Annotated in this window: 14 protein-coding genes and 1 pseudogene; 9 read left to right on the top strand and 6 right to left on the bottom strand. The window is 54.5% G+C overall.

The window, feature by feature from the left end:
• The first annotated feature begins 106 nt into the window (after window positions 1-106).
• Complete coding sequence (locus tag ACK2JC_RS11390; protein WP_320938488.1) at window positions 107-2,092, top strand: S9 family peptidase; 1,986 nt, start codon at window positions 107-109, stop codon at window positions 2,090-2,092.
• A gap of 173 nt (window positions 2,093-2,265) precedes the next feature.
• Here ACK2JC_RS11390 and ACK2JC_RS11385 read toward each other — a convergent pair whose 3' ends face one another.
• Both ACK2JC_RS11385 and ACK2JC_RS11380 read right to left on the bottom strand, forming a co-directional pair.
• Complete coding sequence (locus tag ACK2JC_RS11385; protein ID WP_024737615.1) at window positions 2,266-2,811, bottom strand: NADH peroxidase; 546 nt, start codon at window positions 2,809-2,811, stop codon at window positions 2,266-2,268.
• 313 nt (window positions 2,812-3,124) lie between these two features.
• Entirely contained in the window at window positions 3,125-3,670 is a 546-nt protein-coding gene (locus tag ACK2JC_RS11380; protein WP_118755071.1) for an NADH peroxidase, read from the bottom strand.
• A gap of 555 nt (window positions 3,671-4,225) precedes the next feature.
• Between ACK2JC_RS11380 and ACK2JC_RS11375 the strand changes: the two genes are divergently transcribed.
• Window positions 4,226-4,750, top strand: coding sequence for a histidine phosphatase family protein (locus tag ACK2JC_RS11375; RefSeq protein WP_092372101.1), 525 nt, complete (start codon window positions 4,226-4,228; stop codon window positions 4,748-4,750).
• Window positions 4,751-5,432: 682 nt separating this feature from the next.
• On the opposite strand, the gene ACK2JC_RS11370 is transcribed toward ACK2JC_RS11375, so the two are convergent.
• From ACK2JC_RS11370 to ACK2JC_RS11355, 4 genes are all read right to left on the bottom strand, one after another.
• Window positions 5,433-5,978: an NADH peroxidase gene (locus ACK2JC_RS11370; protein WP_024737616.1), complete on the bottom strand. Its 546-nt coding sequence runs from the start codon at window positions 5,976-5,978 to the stop codon at window positions 5,433-5,435.
• A 228-nt stretch (window positions 5,979-6,206) separates the two neighbouring features.
• The gene (locus tag ACK2JC_RS11365; protein WP_007719487.1) at window positions 6,207-6,623 is read right to left on the bottom strand and encodes a transcriptional repressor; all 417 of its coding nucleotides are present in this window, start codon (window positions 6,621-6,623) and stop codon (window positions 6,207-6,209) included.
• A gap of 152 nt (window positions 6,624-6,775) precedes the next feature.
• Window positions 6,776-7,738 (bottom strand): LysR family transcriptional regulator, encoded by a 963-nt coding sequence (locus tag ACK2JC_RS11360; RefSeq protein ID WP_092370620.1) that lies wholly within the window; start codon window positions 7,736-7,738, stop codon window positions 6,776-6,778.
• The gene (locus ACK2JC_RS11355) at window positions 7,735-8,478 is read right to left on the bottom strand and encodes a phosphatase (RefSeq protein ID WP_118755072.1); all 744 of its coding nucleotides are present in this window, start codon (window positions 8,476-8,478) and stop codon (window positions 7,735-7,737) included. Before ACK2JC_RS11355 ends, ACK2JC_RS11360 begins: the two co-directional genes overlap by 4 nt.
• A gap of 459 nt (window positions 8,479-8,937) precedes the next feature.
• On the opposite strand from ACK2JC_RS11355, the gene ACK2JC_RS11350 reads away from it, so the two are divergent.
• From ACK2JC_RS11350 to ACK2JC_RS11320, 7 genes and pseudogenes are all read left to right on the top strand, one after another.
• Window positions 8,938-9,717, top strand: coding sequence for a S1 RNA-binding domain-containing protein (locus tag ACK2JC_RS11350; RefSeq protein ID WP_092370614.1), 780 nt, complete (start codon window positions 8,938-8,940; stop codon window positions 9,715-9,717).
• Between the two features lie 24 nt (window positions 9,718-9,741).
• The gene (locus ACK2JC_RS11345; protein ID WP_092370611.1) at window positions 9,742-10,425 is read left to right on the top strand and encodes a GTP pyrophosphokinase family protein; all 684 of its coding nucleotides are present in this window, start codon (window positions 9,742-9,744) and stop codon (window positions 10,423-10,425) included.
• Window positions 10,422-12,224, top strand: a complete 1,803-nt coding sequence (locus ACK2JC_RS11340) for a glycerophosphodiester phosphodiesterase (RefSeq protein WP_118755073.1) — start codon at window positions 10,422-10,424, stop codon at window positions 12,222-12,224. The genes ACK2JC_RS11345 and ACK2JC_RS11340 overlap by 4 nt, the downstream gene beginning before the upstream one ends.
• Before the next feature lie 254 nt (window positions 12,225-12,478).
• A complete protein-coding gene (locus tag ACK2JC_RS11335; protein ID WP_368270966.1) occupies window positions 12,479-14,173 on the top strand; it encodes an Hsp70 family protein in 1,695 nt (564 codons plus the stop codon).
• Complete coding sequence (locus ACK2JC_RS11330) at window positions 14,173-15,993, top strand: J domain-containing protein (protein WP_368270965.1); 1,821 nt, start codon at window positions 14,173-14,175, stop codon at window positions 15,991-15,993. Before ACK2JC_RS11335 ends, ACK2JC_RS11330 begins: the two co-directional genes overlap by 1 nt.
• Window positions 15,990-16,442, top strand: a complete 453-nt coding sequence (gene dtd / locus ACK2JC_RS11325) for a D-aminoacyl-tRNA deacylase (RefSeq protein WP_276951961.1) — start codon at window positions 15,990-15,992, stop codon at window positions 16,440-16,442. Before ACK2JC_RS11330 ends, dtd begins: the two co-directional genes overlap by 4 nt.
• Window positions 16,443-16,457: 15 nt before the next feature.
• Window positions 16,458-16,859 (top strand): annotated as a pseudogene (locus ACK2JC_RS11320) (DUF3783 domain-containing protein); the annotation flags it as partial.

Genomic DNA, 16,859 nt, shown 5'->3' with positions numbered 1-16,859 from the left:
TGGGTATTATGGGTAAACCCATGGCAAAGAATCCTTTCCCTTTAAAAAGGGATGATTGTGTGTCGCGCATATTATGCAGGCTGATAGCCAAAGGAGACAAATGCCCATGAAGCCGTTAAAACTGAATGAATTTTTCAATTACCGTTTTCTGTCAAATCTTACCTGGTCCCCGGACGGAAAGGCGGCCGCAGTCACAGTGACCACCGCTAACCCGGAGGACAACGGTTACGATCAGAACCTGTGGCTATACAGGGGAGATGGGTTTCGGCAGTTTACGGCGCTCAACAAGGAGAGCTCCTTCATCTGGGATGATGAGAATACCATCCTGTTTGCAGGCGCCAGGCTGGCTTCCGATCAGAGGCGCATGGAAACGGAGGAAATCACCGTATTCAACCGCATCAGCATCCACGGCGGCGAAGCGGTCAAGGCTTTTACGCTGCCCGTAAAGGCGGTCGGTATCAAAAAGTTGTCCGACGGCCTTTACCTGATCACAGCCAGCTGCGACGCCGGAGCGCCGGATTATTACAAGATGAGCAGCGAGGAACGGGCCGCGGTCCACAAGGCCAAAAAGGCCAATGCGGACTATGAGATTTTTGACGAGATCCCCTTCTGGTACAATGGCAGCGGCATCATCAACAAGCTGAGAAACCGCCTGTTCCTGTTTGACGAGAGGACGGGGGAAATGAAACCGATCTCCGAGCCGCTGTTTAACGTCAACAGCTATACCGTAGCAGGCGATCTGATCGTATACAGCGGAGAGTCCTATCAGACCAGGCGCACGGACCGGGAATCCTTCTACAGATACCGGATCGGGGATGAGGCCAGTCAATGCATCAACGACAGCCGGAGCTACAGCGAGTGCAGCCTGTTTGCGGTGGAGAATACCATCGTGCTGATCGGCGCTTCGCGGGCGCGCTACGGCGAATGTGAAAACCCATATTTCTATACCTTGTGCCCGGAAACCGGGGAAATCAAGGTGCTGGCCGAAACCGACCTGTACGTCGGCAACAGCACCAACAGCGACTGCCGCTACGGCAGAACCAGGGCCGCGAAGGCTGTGGGAGACAAGCTCTATTTTATCTCCACCCAGAGAACCTCTTCTTACCTTTACAGCATGGATCTGACCGGCAAGGTGGAGCTGGTGCTGGAAAGAGAGGGCTCTGTCGACGATTTCGACCTTGTGGACGACTCTGTTTTGCTGACCGGCATGTATGATATGAAACTGCAGGAGATCTATACGTACAGCCTGGCGGACAGAACCATGAACCAGGTAAGCCGCTTTAACCAGGAGGTACTGGAAGACAAATATGTAGCGGAGCCGGAGCCTGTCGCCTTCACGCTGAACGGTGTGGAGCTGGACGGCTGGATTTTAAAGCCCATGGATTACGACCCGGATAAATCCTATCCCGGCATCCTGGACATCCACGGCGGCCCCAAGACCCTCTATTCCCCGGTTTTTGTCCATGAGATGCAGTATTGGGCGGGGAAGGGCTATTTTGTGTTTTTCTGTAATCCAGAGGGCAGCGACGGACGGGGCAACGACTTTGCTGATATCCGGGGAAAATTCGGCACCAAGGATTACGACGGCATCATGAAATTTGTGGACGAGGTTTTAGCCAGGTATCCGCAGATTGACCCGGCCCGCCTGGGCGTTACCGGCGGGTCCTACGGCGGATTTATGACCAACTGGATCATCGGCCACACCGGCCGTTTCGCAGCTGCAGCCTCCCAGAGATCCATTTCCAACTGGATTTCCTTCTACGGCACATCGGATATTGGCACTTCCTTTGGACCCGATCAGGTGAAGGCCAACATCTACGACGACTATGAGAAGCTGTGGTGGCATTCGCCGTTAAAATATGCCAACAATGTGACCACCCCCACCCTCTTTATCCACTCAGAAGAGGATTACCGTTGCTGGATTCCGGAAGGTATGCAGATGTACACCGCCATTGTGGACAGGGGCGTGGAGGCCAGAATGTGTTGTTTCAAGGGCGAGAACCACGAGCTGAGCCGCTCGGGCAAGCCGCTTCACAGGGAAAAACGCCTTCAGGAGATCACGGACTGGATGGACAAATACACTCGTAAATAAAGAGAGCCTGTTTACACAGCGGCGCGGCCGGGAGTGGAGCCTGCCGTGGATATGGAAAAGGCTGTGCAGCGAACGGTCTGAGGTGGAAAAACAGTCGAGTAAAAGGGCTGGCGCACGAAGTGCGCCAGCCCTTTTAATAAGGGTATATTAGGAAATGAAAAGGGGGTAGTCAATTAGCCGAAGTATCTCTTTAACAGGCCCTCAAACGCCTTGCCGTGACGGGCTTCGTCCTTGGCCATCTCGTGAACGGTGTCATGGATCGCATCCAGGTTCAGGGCTTTCGCTCTCTTGGCCAGGTCGAACTTGCCTGCGGTAGCGCCGTTCTCAGCGGCCACGCGCATCTCCAGGTTCTTCTTGGTGGAAGAGGTTACAACCTCGCCCAGCAGCTCGGCGAACTTGGCAGCGTGCTCAGCCTCTTCAAACGCGGCCTTGGCCCAGTACATGCCGATCTCGGGATAACCCTCTCTGTGAGCCACTCTGGACATGGCCAGATACATGCCGACCTCGGAGCACTCGCCCTCAAAGTTTGCTCTCAGATCCATCATGATATCCTCGGGGGAACCCTGAGCCACGCCTACCTCGTGCTCGCAGGCCCATGCCATGCCTTCGCTCTCCTGTAATTTGAACTTGGAAGCCGGAACACCGCACTGAGGACATTTCTCAGGAGCCTGCTCGCCTTCGTATACATAACCACATACGGTACATACCCATTTCTTCATATTCGTTCTCTCCTTTTTATATGTTTACGTTTCTTTAATTGATAATAGTAATTGTTACTGATATTAATATATACCATAGAAGCTGATTTGTCAACACCTATTTGCAATAATTTTTCCCGCTGTCTGAATGGTTACAATTTTTCAACGCGATCCGCGGCCGCACCGCATTCCTTTTACTATATTCCGCGGGAGAGAAAAGATTCCTTGCGGGCGCAGGGGCGGGAGCCGGCAGCAGGTGCAGGAAAGGCGCCGGTTGGGGGGAACCGGCGCCTTTCACAAGGAGGATATTAAAATTTCAGGGGGTTGAAATCAATTAACCAAAGTATCTCTTCAGCAGACCCTCGAACGCCTTGCCGTGACGGGCCTCGTCCTTGGCCATCTCATGAACGGTGTCATGGATCGCATCCAGGTTCAGGGCTTTCGCTCTCTTGGCCAGGTCGAACTTGCCTGCGGTAGCGCCGTTCTCAGCGGCCACGCGCATCTCCAGGTTCTTCTTGGTAGAAGAGGTTACAACCTCGCCCAGCAGCTCGGCGAACTTGGCAGCGTGCTCAGCCTCTTCAAACGCGGCCTTGGCCCAGTACATGCCGATCTCGGGATAACCCTCTCTGTGAGCCACTCTGGACATGGCCAGATACATACCGACCTCGGAGCACTCGCCCTCGAAGTTTGCTCTCAGATCCATCATGATATCCTCAGGGGAGCCCTGAGCCACGCCTACCTCGTGCTCGCAGGCCCATGCCATGCCTTCGCTGTCCTGTAATTTAAACTTGGAGGCCGGAACGCCGCACTGAGGACACTTCTCAGGAGCCTGCTCGCCTTCGTATACATAACCACATACGGTACATACCCATTTCTTCATATTCGTTCTCTCCTTTTATATGTTTGTGTTTCTTTAATTAATAATAGTAATTGTTACTAATATTAATATAATACAAGTCCGGCAGTTTGTCAACACCTTTTCTAATATTTTTTGATCTTTTTTATCCAGTTTCGCAAGCTTTTTTATTGATTTGATAGATGGAATCTTCTTACAAGTCCTCATTAATGTTTATGACACCATGAGAAAATGGCTTAAAATCAAGGTTTTTCGCATACCGTCGTTTATTTTGCCGTATCTCCGTACAAGATGGTTTTGTAAGACCGGGCACCAAGAAGCTGTGTAGGATATTGTTTGAAAATCTCTTCCTTTCCATTTTGTTCCCATATTTCAGCATGATTTTTGGAAGAGCAAGCATAGGAAGAGGGTACCCTCTTCCGAAAAGCGACTTGTTGGGAAGTCTCCCAAACCCTCTTTATATTTTGGCAAATGGCTGTTAAGCGCGATTCTTAGAGAGTGAAATAGAACAATAGAACAAAATATGGTATAATAAATTCCAGAAAACAATAACGTTATTTTTAAATAGGAGAAGTGGGGATGGCTACTTTTTATTTAGTAAGACACGGAAAAACTGATTACTCAGAACGAAACAAAAAAATATATCAGGGGTTTGGTGTGAATTTATCTCCTTTAAGTGTTGAGGGAGTTAAAGAAATTGAAAACACTTCAAAAGATAAACGGCTACTTGAAGCCAGTATTATTTTATCTTCACCCTATACAAGAGCAGTACAAACCGCTGCTATACTTTCAAAAGAACTTCAAATAGATATAGTTATTGAAACAGATTTACATGAATGGATGGCAAATAAAAATTATATCTATGAAGACGATGAAAAGGCAAACAAGAATTATCATGAATTTATTGAGTTTAAGGGCACATATCCTGCTGGTCATGATATGGATTGGGAGGACATGAGCTCGATGAGAAAGAGAATTCTACCTGTTCTTGAAAAATATAAGCCTTATAAAAAAATAATAGTTGCCTGTCATGGAATGTTTATTCAATCTCTATGCAACGGATACCATCCAGAAAATGGAGAAATTGTAGAGTTTGAATTATAACTTTACAACATGGGCAAATAGCCGCCTAACTGTTAGCAGAGCCAGCCGCTCTTGGCAATGGTGAATAGAACGGTTGTACCGCCATTGACAAGTCCGTCTGCCCCTGCTGTGAGGTAATCAAGGGGCGAAAGCAACGAGCGCTTTCGCCCTCTATTATCATGGAAAAACGTTACGCAGCAGAAGCTGATTAAGTCGCTGTCTGCAAGGCTTTGCAGACACAGAACAGGGTGTGGTAAAGTTTTTATACTCGCACCCCTCAAAATGGCGTTCTACTGCGCAACAAAACGGGCGTACACGGCGTGGTACACTATGCGATTGTCAAACCGGAACCAGTGCCAAAGGATAGCAAGCAGCTCCCCAAAAGTCAATAATAGAGATAAGAAAATTGTGATGAAATGTAGTTTGGGAGAGCATATTCCTTTACTTCTTCTTATAGCTTTTTATATGCTCGCGCTGAATGTGGGCACCATTGGGGCACTAATCAAGACGTTCTACAATCCAACGATAGAGTGTTGATATGTCGAAAAGTATAGTGTTCATGCGGCTTTGCGGCATTTCATATTCTATCGCTTGCAATCACTATCCCACTATTTTTTATAAAATCCGCAGGATATAAAAAACGAAGGTCCGCAGAAACGAACCTTCGCCTTTTGTAATGTCAATCAGTCTCAATCGGCTGGAATTAACCAAAGTATCTCTTTAACAGACCCTCGAACGCCTTGCCGTGACGGGCCTCGTCCTTAGCCATCTCATGAACGGTGTCATGGATCGCATCCAGGTTCAGGGCTTTCGCTCTCTTGGCCAGGTCGAACTTGCCTGCGGTAGCGCCGTTCTCAGCGGCCACGCGCATCTCCAGGTTCTTCTTGGTGGAGCTTGTCACAACCTCGCCCAGCAGCTCGGCGAACTTGGCAGCGTGCTCAGCTTCCTCAAAAGCAGCCTTCTCCCAGTACAGGCCAATCTCGGGATAACCCTCTCTGTGAGCAACTCTGGACATCGCCAGGTACATGCCGACCTCGGAGCACTCGCCCTCGAAGTTTGCTCTCAGATCCATCATGATATCCTCGGGGGAACCCTGAGCCACGCCTACCTCGTGCTCGCAGGCCCATGCCATGCCTTCGCTCTCCTGTAATTTAAACTTGGAAGCCGGAACGCCGCACTGAGGACATTTCTCAGGAGCCTGCTCACCCTCGTATACATAGCCACATACTGTACAAACCCATTTTTTCATCGTTTTTCTCTCCTTTTTTATCTATATGATATTTGTCAAATTAATATTAGTAATCGTTACTGACATTACTATAAACCAACCGGCCGGTTTTGTCAACACCTATTTTAAAAATATTTATGAAATCTCAGAGAAATGTGCGTTTTGTAACCGGAAAAAGCAGCGCCGCAGGCAGACAATGAGCCGCCGGCGTAGGCCGGCGGCTCGCTGTCGCGAACGTTTGCAGAACGGTCAGGCGGACTTATGGATCTTGTGATCCGCGTGCTTTGCCAGGCAGTCATTGCATTCTCCCAGAAACAGTACGGAATGACCGTCCACAACGCCGGGCGCAAATTCCTGAGCGGCGGTGTTTAAGGCCTCCATTGTCTCCATGGGCACGTCGTAGACCTGCTTGCATTCCCTGCACATAAAGTGGTAATGGGGTCTGGGATTTCCATCGAAGTGGTCCGCGCCATCGCCGCAGGTAAGCCGCTGTATTTCACCGGTTTCAACCAGCAGGTTTAAGTTGCGGTAAACCGTGCCAAGACTGATATTGGGATATTCCTCGCGGATGCTGGCGTATAGGGCGTCTGCCGTTGGATGGTCATGACGGTTCATCAAACAGGCTTTGATGGATTCCCTCTGACGACTATACTTGAGCGTTTTCATAGCATCTCCTTCCTTATATCTGTATCTGCTACGATAATAGTAATAGTTACTATTAATAATATAGTAGATTTTCCATGGATTGTCAAGTGGGGATTAAAAGAACGTAAAAAATCCCTGAACTGGAAAAATCTCTCAGTTCAGGGACATGACGGTTAGTCGGGATTATAGGGGATCCGCTCCTTGGCGATGCGGATGAATTCCTTGGTGGCCCGGGACATGTAGTGGCCCTTGTGGTAGCCGATTCCCAGAACGCCGTGGGCGCGCCGGAAGTTCAGCGGGTAGGGATTTAAGCGGGCCCGCTCCATAAATTTGGTGCGGTGGTCCTGGGTGGACTGGTCGTTGGACATAAACATGCGGGGGAAGAAGGTGATCCCCATGCCCTTGGCGCTCAGGGCCAACACGGTCTCGATATTTTCTGTCTCCAGCACAATCCGGGGCGTGATCTGGGCTTCCTCGAACATTTCGTCCGCGATGGTGCGCACCCGGTTGCCTTTTTTTAACAGAATGAAGGGGCAGGACTCCAACAGCCGCAGGTCCGTGGACTGGGAGAGCTGGGCCTTAATCTCCTCCAGCCTGCCGGGATAGGCCTTCTCCAGCACGATGTCCGGCGCGATCAGGAGGATTTCCTCCGCGCAGACCGGCACCGTCTCCACGTTTTCCACGGCGAAGGGCAGCAAGTCGATCATGAGATCGATGTTGCCGTGGAGCAGCTCCGAGGCCAGGGTGCTGGAATTACCCTCGATCAGCTTGAGCTCGATGCCGGGAAACTGGGTCTGGTAGGAGGGCAGGATCTCCGGCAGGATCACGCGGCCCCGGGTGTGGGACACGCCGATGGACAGCTGTCCGGTGGAGAAATCCTTGATGTCGGCGATCTCGCGGTAGGTCTCGTCCCGCAGATCCAGAAGCTCCCTGGCTCTGGCCTTTAACGCCTGCCCGGCGTAGGTCAGGGTGAGCGGCAGGGTCCGGTTGAACAGGATCACGTCGAACTCCTTCTCCAGGTTGGAGATGTGGTTGCTGAGGGACTGTTGGGAGATATAGAGCTTTCTTGCGGCTCTTGTGAAATTCAGCTCCTCGGCGGCGACCAGAAAATATTCCAGGTTCAGAAAGTTGATCATTCCTGCCACCCCCCCGCCATCAGGGCGGCCAGCTTCGGAAGATAGGTCGCCAGTTTGTCCAGGGAGGTGTTGACCACCAGCTCTTCCGGGAAGTTCAGTTCCTGAAGCAGCGCATGCGCATACCTGTGGTTGCCCACATCCGTGCAGAAATGGGCGTCGCTGTCGATGATCACCGGCTGCTCATACCGGCGGCACAGCTCCAGCATCACCCGGTAATTCTCCGGAGCGCCCGGGCGGAAGCCGCGGGGATTTAAGGAACTGTTGTTCATCTCCAGAAGCTTGTGATTGCGTTTGGCGGCGGAAACCAGGGCCTCATAGTCCACCGGATACCGGCTGTCGTCCGGATGCCCGATGATGTGGATGTAAGGATTTTCCAGGGCATGGATGTAAGCGGCGGTGTTCTGCTCCCGGGTGCCGCTCTCGATGCACGGCGGATGCAGGCTGGCGATGCAGTAGTCCAGCCGCTCCAGATAATCCGGCGGCAGGTCCACCGTACCCTCGAAATCCATAATGTTGAGCTCCGCCCCCATCAGGACTTTGACGCCAAAGAGTTCTCTTGGGATCACCTTAAAATTGATGAAATGAAACGCTTCACAGCTTCCGGGCATAGCCGGGGTGTGATCGGAACAGCCGAAGAGGGTCAGACCGGCTTCAGCTGCGGCCCGCACCATTTCACAGAGCGAGTTGTAGGCGTGTCCGCTGGCTGTGGTGTGGGTATGCAAATCCAATATGTCATACATGGCTGCAGGAATATTCCTTTCTTTGCTTTCTATAGTAAATTTTCGTATCTGTTCAGTACCTTCACAGATACGGGCAAAATCCATTTAAAATCGACTTCGTCGAAGGGTTTTTTGCCAGCAAGCTTAGGTTCTCATACGGTCAGCGCAGCAAGTGCGCAGACCTACTGAACAGTTACAAATTTTCAATCAAATCATACCACATTTTATCCGCGGTGAAAAGGTGAATGTTTGCGGCATCCGGGACGTTTTAAACGGTGGAAACCGGCCCCGGACAGGCTGGGGGGAGGAAAAACGATGATAATCCGGAAGGAAATTGCCAAAATGTCCCTGAAAATGAAAAATAGGTATAAAATTTGTGAGAAAACTATAGAAATATTAGGTGGGTTGTTGTTATAATGGAGAGGAATGAACTCAGGCGTTGACGCCGGGTGAAATGAAAGGAAAAGCGAGGAGAGAAACATGAGTGAAGAAATGAAAAACGAGATGGAACTTGAAAATGCGGAGGCAGTTGAAACTGCGGCTGAGCCGGTAGAAACCATGGAAGACTATGCGGCCGAACTGGAGGCCTCTTATAAGACTCTGAACAAGCGGAATATCGAGATCTCCGAGGACGAGAGCGGCGTGCTGGAGAAGTGGGCGCATTTCACCCAGATGCTGGAGGAGCGCACCGTATTTTCCGTAAAGATCGCCGAGGCGGTGAAGGCAGGCGTTGTGGCTTACGTGGACGACGTGCGCGCGTTTATTCCGGCTTCCCAGCTGTCCACCGAGTACGTGGAGAAGCTGGAGGACTGGCAGGGCAAGAACATCGACGTGATCGTGATTACCGCCGACACCGAGAAGAAGCGCCTGGTGCTGTCCGGCCGCGAGGTTGAGAAGGACCGCAAGGAGGCGGAGCGCAAGGAGAAGCTGGCGCAGTTTAAGGCAGGCGACGTGGTGGAAGGCACCGTTGACAGCCTGAAGAACTACGGCGCGTTTATCAAGCTGGCGGACGGCGTTGACGGGCTGCTGCACGTTTCCCAGATCAGCACCCAGCGCATCAAACATCCGGGCGTTGTGCTGAAGGAAGGCCAGAGCGTGAAGGTGAAGATTCTGTCCGTTGCGGACGGAAAGATCAGCCTGAGCATGAAGGCGCTGACCGCACCGGTGGAGGATGAGGAGCAGCACGAGCGCTTCGATTACAAGGAGACCGCTTCCGTGACCACCGGACTGGGAGATCTGTTAAAAGGACTGAAGCTGTAAGCAAGCATAGAAGGAGGGATAGCGATGTCAAATATCCCCAAATCCGACGACCAGGTGGATCAATGGCGTTCGGTTATGTTTTTGTACGATTCCGCCCTGAAGAAAGTCAACACTAAAATTGAGATATTAAACAACGAATTCGTGAACCGCTACGACTACAACCCCATTGAGCACATCAAGTCGCGGCTTAAAACAGCTGACAGCATTGTCAAAAAGCTAAAAAAAGACGGTCACGACGTGACCATTGAAAATATGATGGAGCATCTCAGCGACATTGCCGGGATCCGGATTATCTGTTCCTTTACCTCGGATATCTATCAGATCGCGGAGATGATCGCCCATCAGGCTGACGTGACGGTGCTGCACGTGAAGGATTACATCAAGAATCCCAAACCCAACGGCTACAAGAGCTACCACATGGTGGTCACGGTGCCGGTTTACCTGTCCGACGGGCCGGTGGAGACAAAGGTGGAGGTGCAGATCCGCTCCGTGGCGATGGACTTCTGGGCCAGCCTGGAGCACAAGATCGCTTACAAGTTCGAGGGCAACGCGCCTGAGAATCTGCTGAAGGAGCTGAAAGCCTGCGCGGACATCGTGGATATGCTGGACGCCAAGATGTTCTCGCTAAACGAGGCCATCACGGCCTACGCGGCGGAGCAGCGGCGCCAGGAGCAGCAGGCGGCGAAGACGGAAGAAGAATTTTTGTGAAGACATTTTTTAGAGAGACCTATCAGGTTTTGCGGGTGAACCTGCGCCAGCTGGTGCTGTTTGAAATTCTGTACCGGCTGGTGGCAGGTGCATTCTATATAAGGCTTGTCAACCTGCTGCTTAAGATTTCCCTGCGGGCGGCGGGTTACAGTTATCTGACCATGAGCAACCTTGCGGCGTTTCTGCTGCGGCCGGTGACGGTGGGCTGCGCCATGGTCCTTGTGCTTGTTGGAGCATTTTTAATGGTCGTGGAGCTGGGCGGACTGATGACCGCCTACCAGGCGGCCGCATATTCCCGGCGGATCGACGTGGTCTCCATTGTGCGGGGCGCTGTCGGCAAGGCGGTGGACGAGCTGTCAAAACGAAACTGGCAGCTTTTTTTGCTTGCCCTGGCCAGCTACCTGATGATGAACAGTATGGTCCTTTTGCGGCTTTTGACCCGGGTCAAGCCGGTGAATTTCGTGATGGCCGAGATCTGGAGCCAGAGGGCCGGCCGGGCCGGGCTTGCGGCGGTTGTGGCAGGGCTGGTGGTGATCGGGATTCCCACCATGCTGGTGTTTTTCGCGTGTATGGTGGAGCAGAAACGGTTCCGGGACGGGGTCAGGCGCAGTATGGAGCTGGTGAAAGGGCGATGGCCGAAAGCCCTGGCGCTGCTGTTTGGGCTGAACGCCCTGATGGTGGCCGCCTCTGTGGCTCTGCACCTGCTGTTTGTGGTGGCTGCGGCCGTGTGTGTGACGCTCTTTGTGGACAGCTACGCGGCGATGGCCGTGCTGGCCGCGGTCTGCCGCAGGCTGGAGCTGGTCGTGCTGGCCGTAGCCAGCATGGCGGCCGGGCTTGTGGATTTCGGGGCGCTGACCGTGGTGTATTATCAGTTTGAGACGCGGCACAGCCAGGTGAAGCCCTGGGACTTTTCCTATGTGTGCCGGGACCATTTGAGCCGGAAGCGGATTCTGGCCGTGACCGGGGCGGTGGCCGGCGTCAGCCTGCTGTTTCTTCTGGATATGGTGTGCAACGGTTTTCCGCTGGATTCGTCGGTTTTGACCGAGACGGAGATCACGGCCCACCGGGGAAGTTCCAAGCGTGCCCCTGAGAATACCCTGGCGGCTCTGGAGACTGCCATCGACGAGATGGCGGACTACGCGGAGATCGACGTGCAGACCACCTCGGACGGCGTGGTGGTGGTGTGCCACGACCTGAATTTAAAGCGGTTAGCCGGTGTGAACCGGCGTCTGGGCAGCATGACCTACGGCGAGGTGCGGGACCTGGATGTGGGCAGCCGGTTCGGGGCGGATTTCGCCGGGGAGCGGATTCCCACTCTGGAGGAAGCGCTGGACGACTGCAAGGGGCGGATCAAGCTGAACATCGAGCTCAAGAACATCGGGGACCGGACGGACCTGCCGGAGCAGGTGGTGGAGATGATCCGGGACCGGGAGATGCAGGAGCAGTGCGTGATCACCTCCGTGAAGCTGGACTACCTGGTGCGGGTGAAGGAGGCGGACCCGGATCTGCACACCGGGTACATTTTGCCGGCCGCCTACGGCAGGTACTACGACAACGATGCATTTGACTTTATCAGTCTGCGCTCCAGCTTTGTGACTCTGGGGCTGGTGGAAAACGCTCATGAGAAGGGCAAGGCGGTTCATGTCTGGACCGTCAACAAAAAGAGCGAGATCGAGCAGATGAAGGTGCTCGGGGTGGACAACATTATCACCGACTATCCGGCCCTGGCCCGGGAGGTGCTGTACCGGGAGGAGGCCACGGAGAGCCTGATGGAATATTTGAAAATGGTGCTGCGGTGAGCATTTTTGCACGCAGGGCGCGAGGGATTGCCGGCGGACCGGGTATTGGGAAATATCCGGCCGCCGGCAATTTGGCTTTGAATGTAATGGGCCGCTGAGGCGGTTGTCGGGGGCGGAGGGGATGCCCGGCAGACGGGGGATTGGAAAAATTTGTTTTATATTGCGGGGAAATCGATTATAATAGAAGGAATAGCGGGACAGGCCGCGGATTGAAAGGATGAACGGTTGCCTGGAACTAGACGGGAGGTGCGGGTATGGCGATTATCGGAATTGATCTGGGAACCACCAACAGCCTGGTGTGCGTCTGGAGGGATGGAAAGGCGGAGCTGGTGCCCAATTCCCTGGGGGAATATCTGACGCCCAGCGCGGTTTACGCGGACGAACATCAGGTGCTCTGGACCGGGGCGGTGGCCAGGGAGCATATGTGTATCCGGCCGGAGCGGTGCGCCGCCTCCTTCAAGCGGCATATGGGGACGGATAAGCGAATTTTCCTGGGTTCTATGGGATTTACGCCCCAGGAGCTGTCCTCCATGGTTTTAAAGCAGCTGAAGGAGGACGCGGAGGAGTATCTGGGCTGCGAGGTGGAGGAGGCGGTGATCAGCGTGCCCGCCTATTTTAACGACGAGCAGCGCTTTGCCACAAAGGAAGCCGGTCAGATGGCCGGACTCAGGGTGGAGCGCCTGGTCAACGAGCCGTCCGCAGCGGCCCTGGCCTGCCGCAGCGGGAGCGGGGAGGAGGATTCTTCGTTTCTGGTGGTGGATCTGGGTGGAGGTACGCTGGATGTGTCGGTGGTGGAGTGTTTTGAGCAGGTGATTGAGATTCAGGCAGTGGCCGGGGACAACCGCCTGGGCGGGGATGATTTCGATCATCGGATTGCCGAGCATTTCTGCCGGGAGCACGGGCTGGTGTTTGAGCTTTTGTCCCCCGGAGATCAGGCCGCGCTGCTGAAAAAAGCGGAGCAGTGCAAGCGTTCCCTGACCTCGTCGCCCGCAGGCATGATCGAGTTTTCCGGGGATCAGGGAACCATGGGAATGTTCCTGACCGGGGAGCAGCTTACGGAGCTCCTAGCGCCGCTGCTGGTCCGCCTGGAAAAGGTGCTGCGCCAGGCTCTGAAGGATGCTGGGAAAACCATGGACGACATCGATCAGGTGGTGCTGGTGGGCGGTTCCTGTAAAATGCCGCTGGTCCGGCAGTTTATCGCCAGAGCCCTGGAGCGGGAGCCGTATCTGTGCGGCCGGCCGGATGAGATCGTGGCCCTGGGGGCCGGAATTTACGCGGGAATCAAGAGTCGCCAGACCGAAATACGGGATGTGATCCTGACGGATATCTGTCCGTTTACGTTGGGGGTGGGGATCGTGGATTACGACGATCCCGACGACCTGATCATGTCGCCGGTGATTGAGCGCAACAGCGTGCTGCCGGTCAGCCGCATGCGGGAGTACGTGACTACGATGGACAACCAGAGGCAGGTGGCGTTTCGCATTTTCCAGGGGGAGTCCATTCACTGCAGCCAGAATGAATATATGGGGACGGTGGAGCTGGCGGTGCCGCCTGCTCCCAAGGGCCGGGAGGCGGCTCTGGTGCGTCTGACCTATGATATCAACGGGATTCTGGAGGTGGAGGCCATGAATCGCCTGGGGCAGAGGGCGGGCAAGGTGATTATGAGCCGGAAGGTGCGTATGAGCGAGGAGGAGCTTGAGCGGCGGACGGCGGAGCTGGAAGCCATCAAGCGCAGCCCACGGGAGGAAGCGGCCAATCAGCTGGTGATCTCCCGGGGAGAGCGATTGTACGCGGAGGCGCTGGGGAATGACCGGGAAGTGATTTCCCAGCTTCTGCGGTGGTTTTCCCAGGTTCTGGGAGAGGGCGGCCCGGCGACCATGGCGGCCGCGCGGAAAAAGGCCATGGAAACGCTGGATTATATTGAACGGAAGCTGGATGGGGATGTCTGATGGCAGTCTTTTGGATCTGGAATGAATTGGAAATAGAGCCCACAAACGACCGGCGGGCCATCAAGCGGGCGTACGCGAAGAAAAGCCGTCTGTGCCACCCGGAAGAGAAGCCGGAGGAGTTCAGGCGGCTTCACGAGGCGTACCGGCTGGCGCTGGAGCTGGCGGAGCGGGAGGCGAGACGGGAGCGGGAGGCCGGAGGAGGACGCGAGGAAAGGGCGGGACGGGAGGCCGGAGAAGAGCGGGAAGCCGGAGGAGCGCGCCTTGAGCGCGCGTTGGGAAAGGCTGAGGAAGAACCGGAGGAACGCCCCGGGGTGGCCTCGTCCGTCCATTTCCCCGCGCCAGACTACCAACAGCTGGACGAATTGATCGCCCGGGGGCTGGAACAGGATTACGCCAGGGACCCGGAGCTGCTTTTGGAGAAGATGAAGAAGCTCCACGAGGGGGCGGGAGAGAATGTCAACCGTTATACCGGCCAGCTGGAAACATGCCTGCAGCAGTGGCGCTGCCTGACGGACTCCGAACATTTTCGCACAGCGGGCTGGAAGCCAGAGTTTCTGGAAATGCTCTCGGACTGGCTGCGGGAGAACCGGGACGGCATTAACCGGGCGGAGGCGATCAGCCTCTATAACGCGTATGATTTTATCCATTACCTGGACCGGGATTTCCCGGATGTGCCGTTCATCAATGAAGTTTATATACAGCTGATGTACCAGGCCCGCAGATATGAGCGGGATATGCTGCAATACAGCGGCCTGTCCATTATCGGGCGCGTAAAAGACCGTTCCTGCCAGGAGCGCGCCGGAAAGGCGGGGATCGGAAGGCGGAATCTGCTTTACTGCCTGATGTGGGCGGCGGTGTTTTTCTGTTTGATGATGGCTGTCATGCTCCTCCTTCCGGGCAGGACCAGCAGAGAGGCGGAGCAGGTAGAGCCGTTCTGCTATAGCGCCGGGCACGAGGCCGGGGCGGAACACAGCGCCGGGTGGCTTGAAGACTATGGGTTTTGCAGGGCGTACCCCGACGGCTACCGCATGTCCGATGAGGAGGCGTTCAGCCAAAAAATAACGCCTCTTCTGGAGGATTTTTCCGTGGTTGCCACCGCCCGGCTTCATATTAATGGCAAACACGACCTTCCCAACCAGGTGGAGTTGGAGTGCGTCAGAGAGACGGACGGAACAACACCGGCTGTTTATTGGTCCAGGACTCAGGATAAACGGGGGATCGCCTACTATTTTACGGTGCGGCCTTCAGAAAACGGAATCCGGCCGCCTGTGGTGCTCACGTCCGGTTATCTCCCGGAGGTGTTCCGCTATTTCTGCGGGCAGAAACAGATCAACTGCCAGGTCTGGTATCCCGCGTACGATGAGGTGGGTCTGGCAATCGCCTGGCCGGAGGTGGAGCGGACGGTATTTCTGGAATACGCCCTTGCCGCCGTGTTTGAGGAGTACAGCAGGTACGCGGGGGAGGCTATGCAGCCCTTAAATATCACAGTGATCTATGGAAGGGATGCGGACGCGGCCCTTGAGGCGCTGGCGGAGGGAACATACCTCCCGGACCCGGACGCCGCCCATCCCGGTTACCAGGTGAGCAGCGCGGAGGGCAGAAATCAGTTCCAGCCGGATCAGGGATTTGAGGGCAAACTGTGGGTGAGTCATGTGGTCTGCGGGCCTGAGAAGCGCGATGGCACGGTCCTGTATCCGGGCTGCGCGCGTTTCGACGTCACAAAAGAATTGCTGGATCATCTGGAAAGTCTGGATTGGATGGTTAAAATGAATTATAATGAGAGCAATCGACAAACAATTATAAAGGAGAACGAGCAATGAGAGCGGTAATACAGCGTGTGTCCCACGCCGGAGTGACGGTGGACGGCAAGGTTCTGGGAAAAATAGGAAAAGGTTTCCTGATTCTGCTGGGCGTGTCGGACGAGGACACGGAGGAAGTGGCGGACCGGCTGGCGGATAAGATCTGCAAGCTGAGGATTTTTGAGGATGAGAACGGCAAGACCAACCTGTCCCTGGCGGACGTGGACGGTGAATTGCTGGTGATCAGCCAGTTTACCCTCTATGCGGACTGCAGAAAGGGCAACCGGCCCAGTTTTATCAAAGCGGGCGCCCCGGATATGGCGAACGGGCTGTACGAATATTTTATGGAGCGGTGCAGACAATACGTGAAGAGAGTGGAACGCGGGGAATTCGGCGCGGATATGAAGGTGGAGCTGTTGAACGACGGCCCGTTCACGCTGATGCTGGACAGCTGTGACCTGTTTAAATAGTGGAGAGGAATTGCGATGGCAAAGATAATGGAGACAGTTTTATATTATAATCCGGGCACTCCGGAGACGATGAAGCACGTGACCAAGTTAAAAAGCGTGCTGGTGCGTATGGGAATCCGAATCCGCAACATCGGTCCGGACCAGGTGAACCAGACGGTGGGGTATCTGGCCGGCGTGCCGGGATTTGAGGAAAATGCGGACGCAGGGGAGTTGCCGGTGATCGGCGAGGAGATGCTGGTTTTAAAGCAATTTAGCAGCCGGCGGATCGACGAACTGCTGTTGAACCTGCGCAAGGCGGGAGTTCCGCGCATCTCCCTCAAGGCGGTGCTCACGGAGCACAACTGCGGGTGGACCTTCTACGCGCTGTATGAGGAGCTGCGGGAGGAGCACGAGAAGATGAGCGCCATGGCCGCGCCG

The organism is Enterocloster lavalensis, assembly GCF_046603895.1.
GTDB lineage: Bacteria > Bacillota > Clostridia > Lachnospirales > Lachnospiraceae > Enterocloster > Enterocloster lavalensis.
This window is presented reverse-complemented; position numbering and strand designations above follow the sequence as displayed.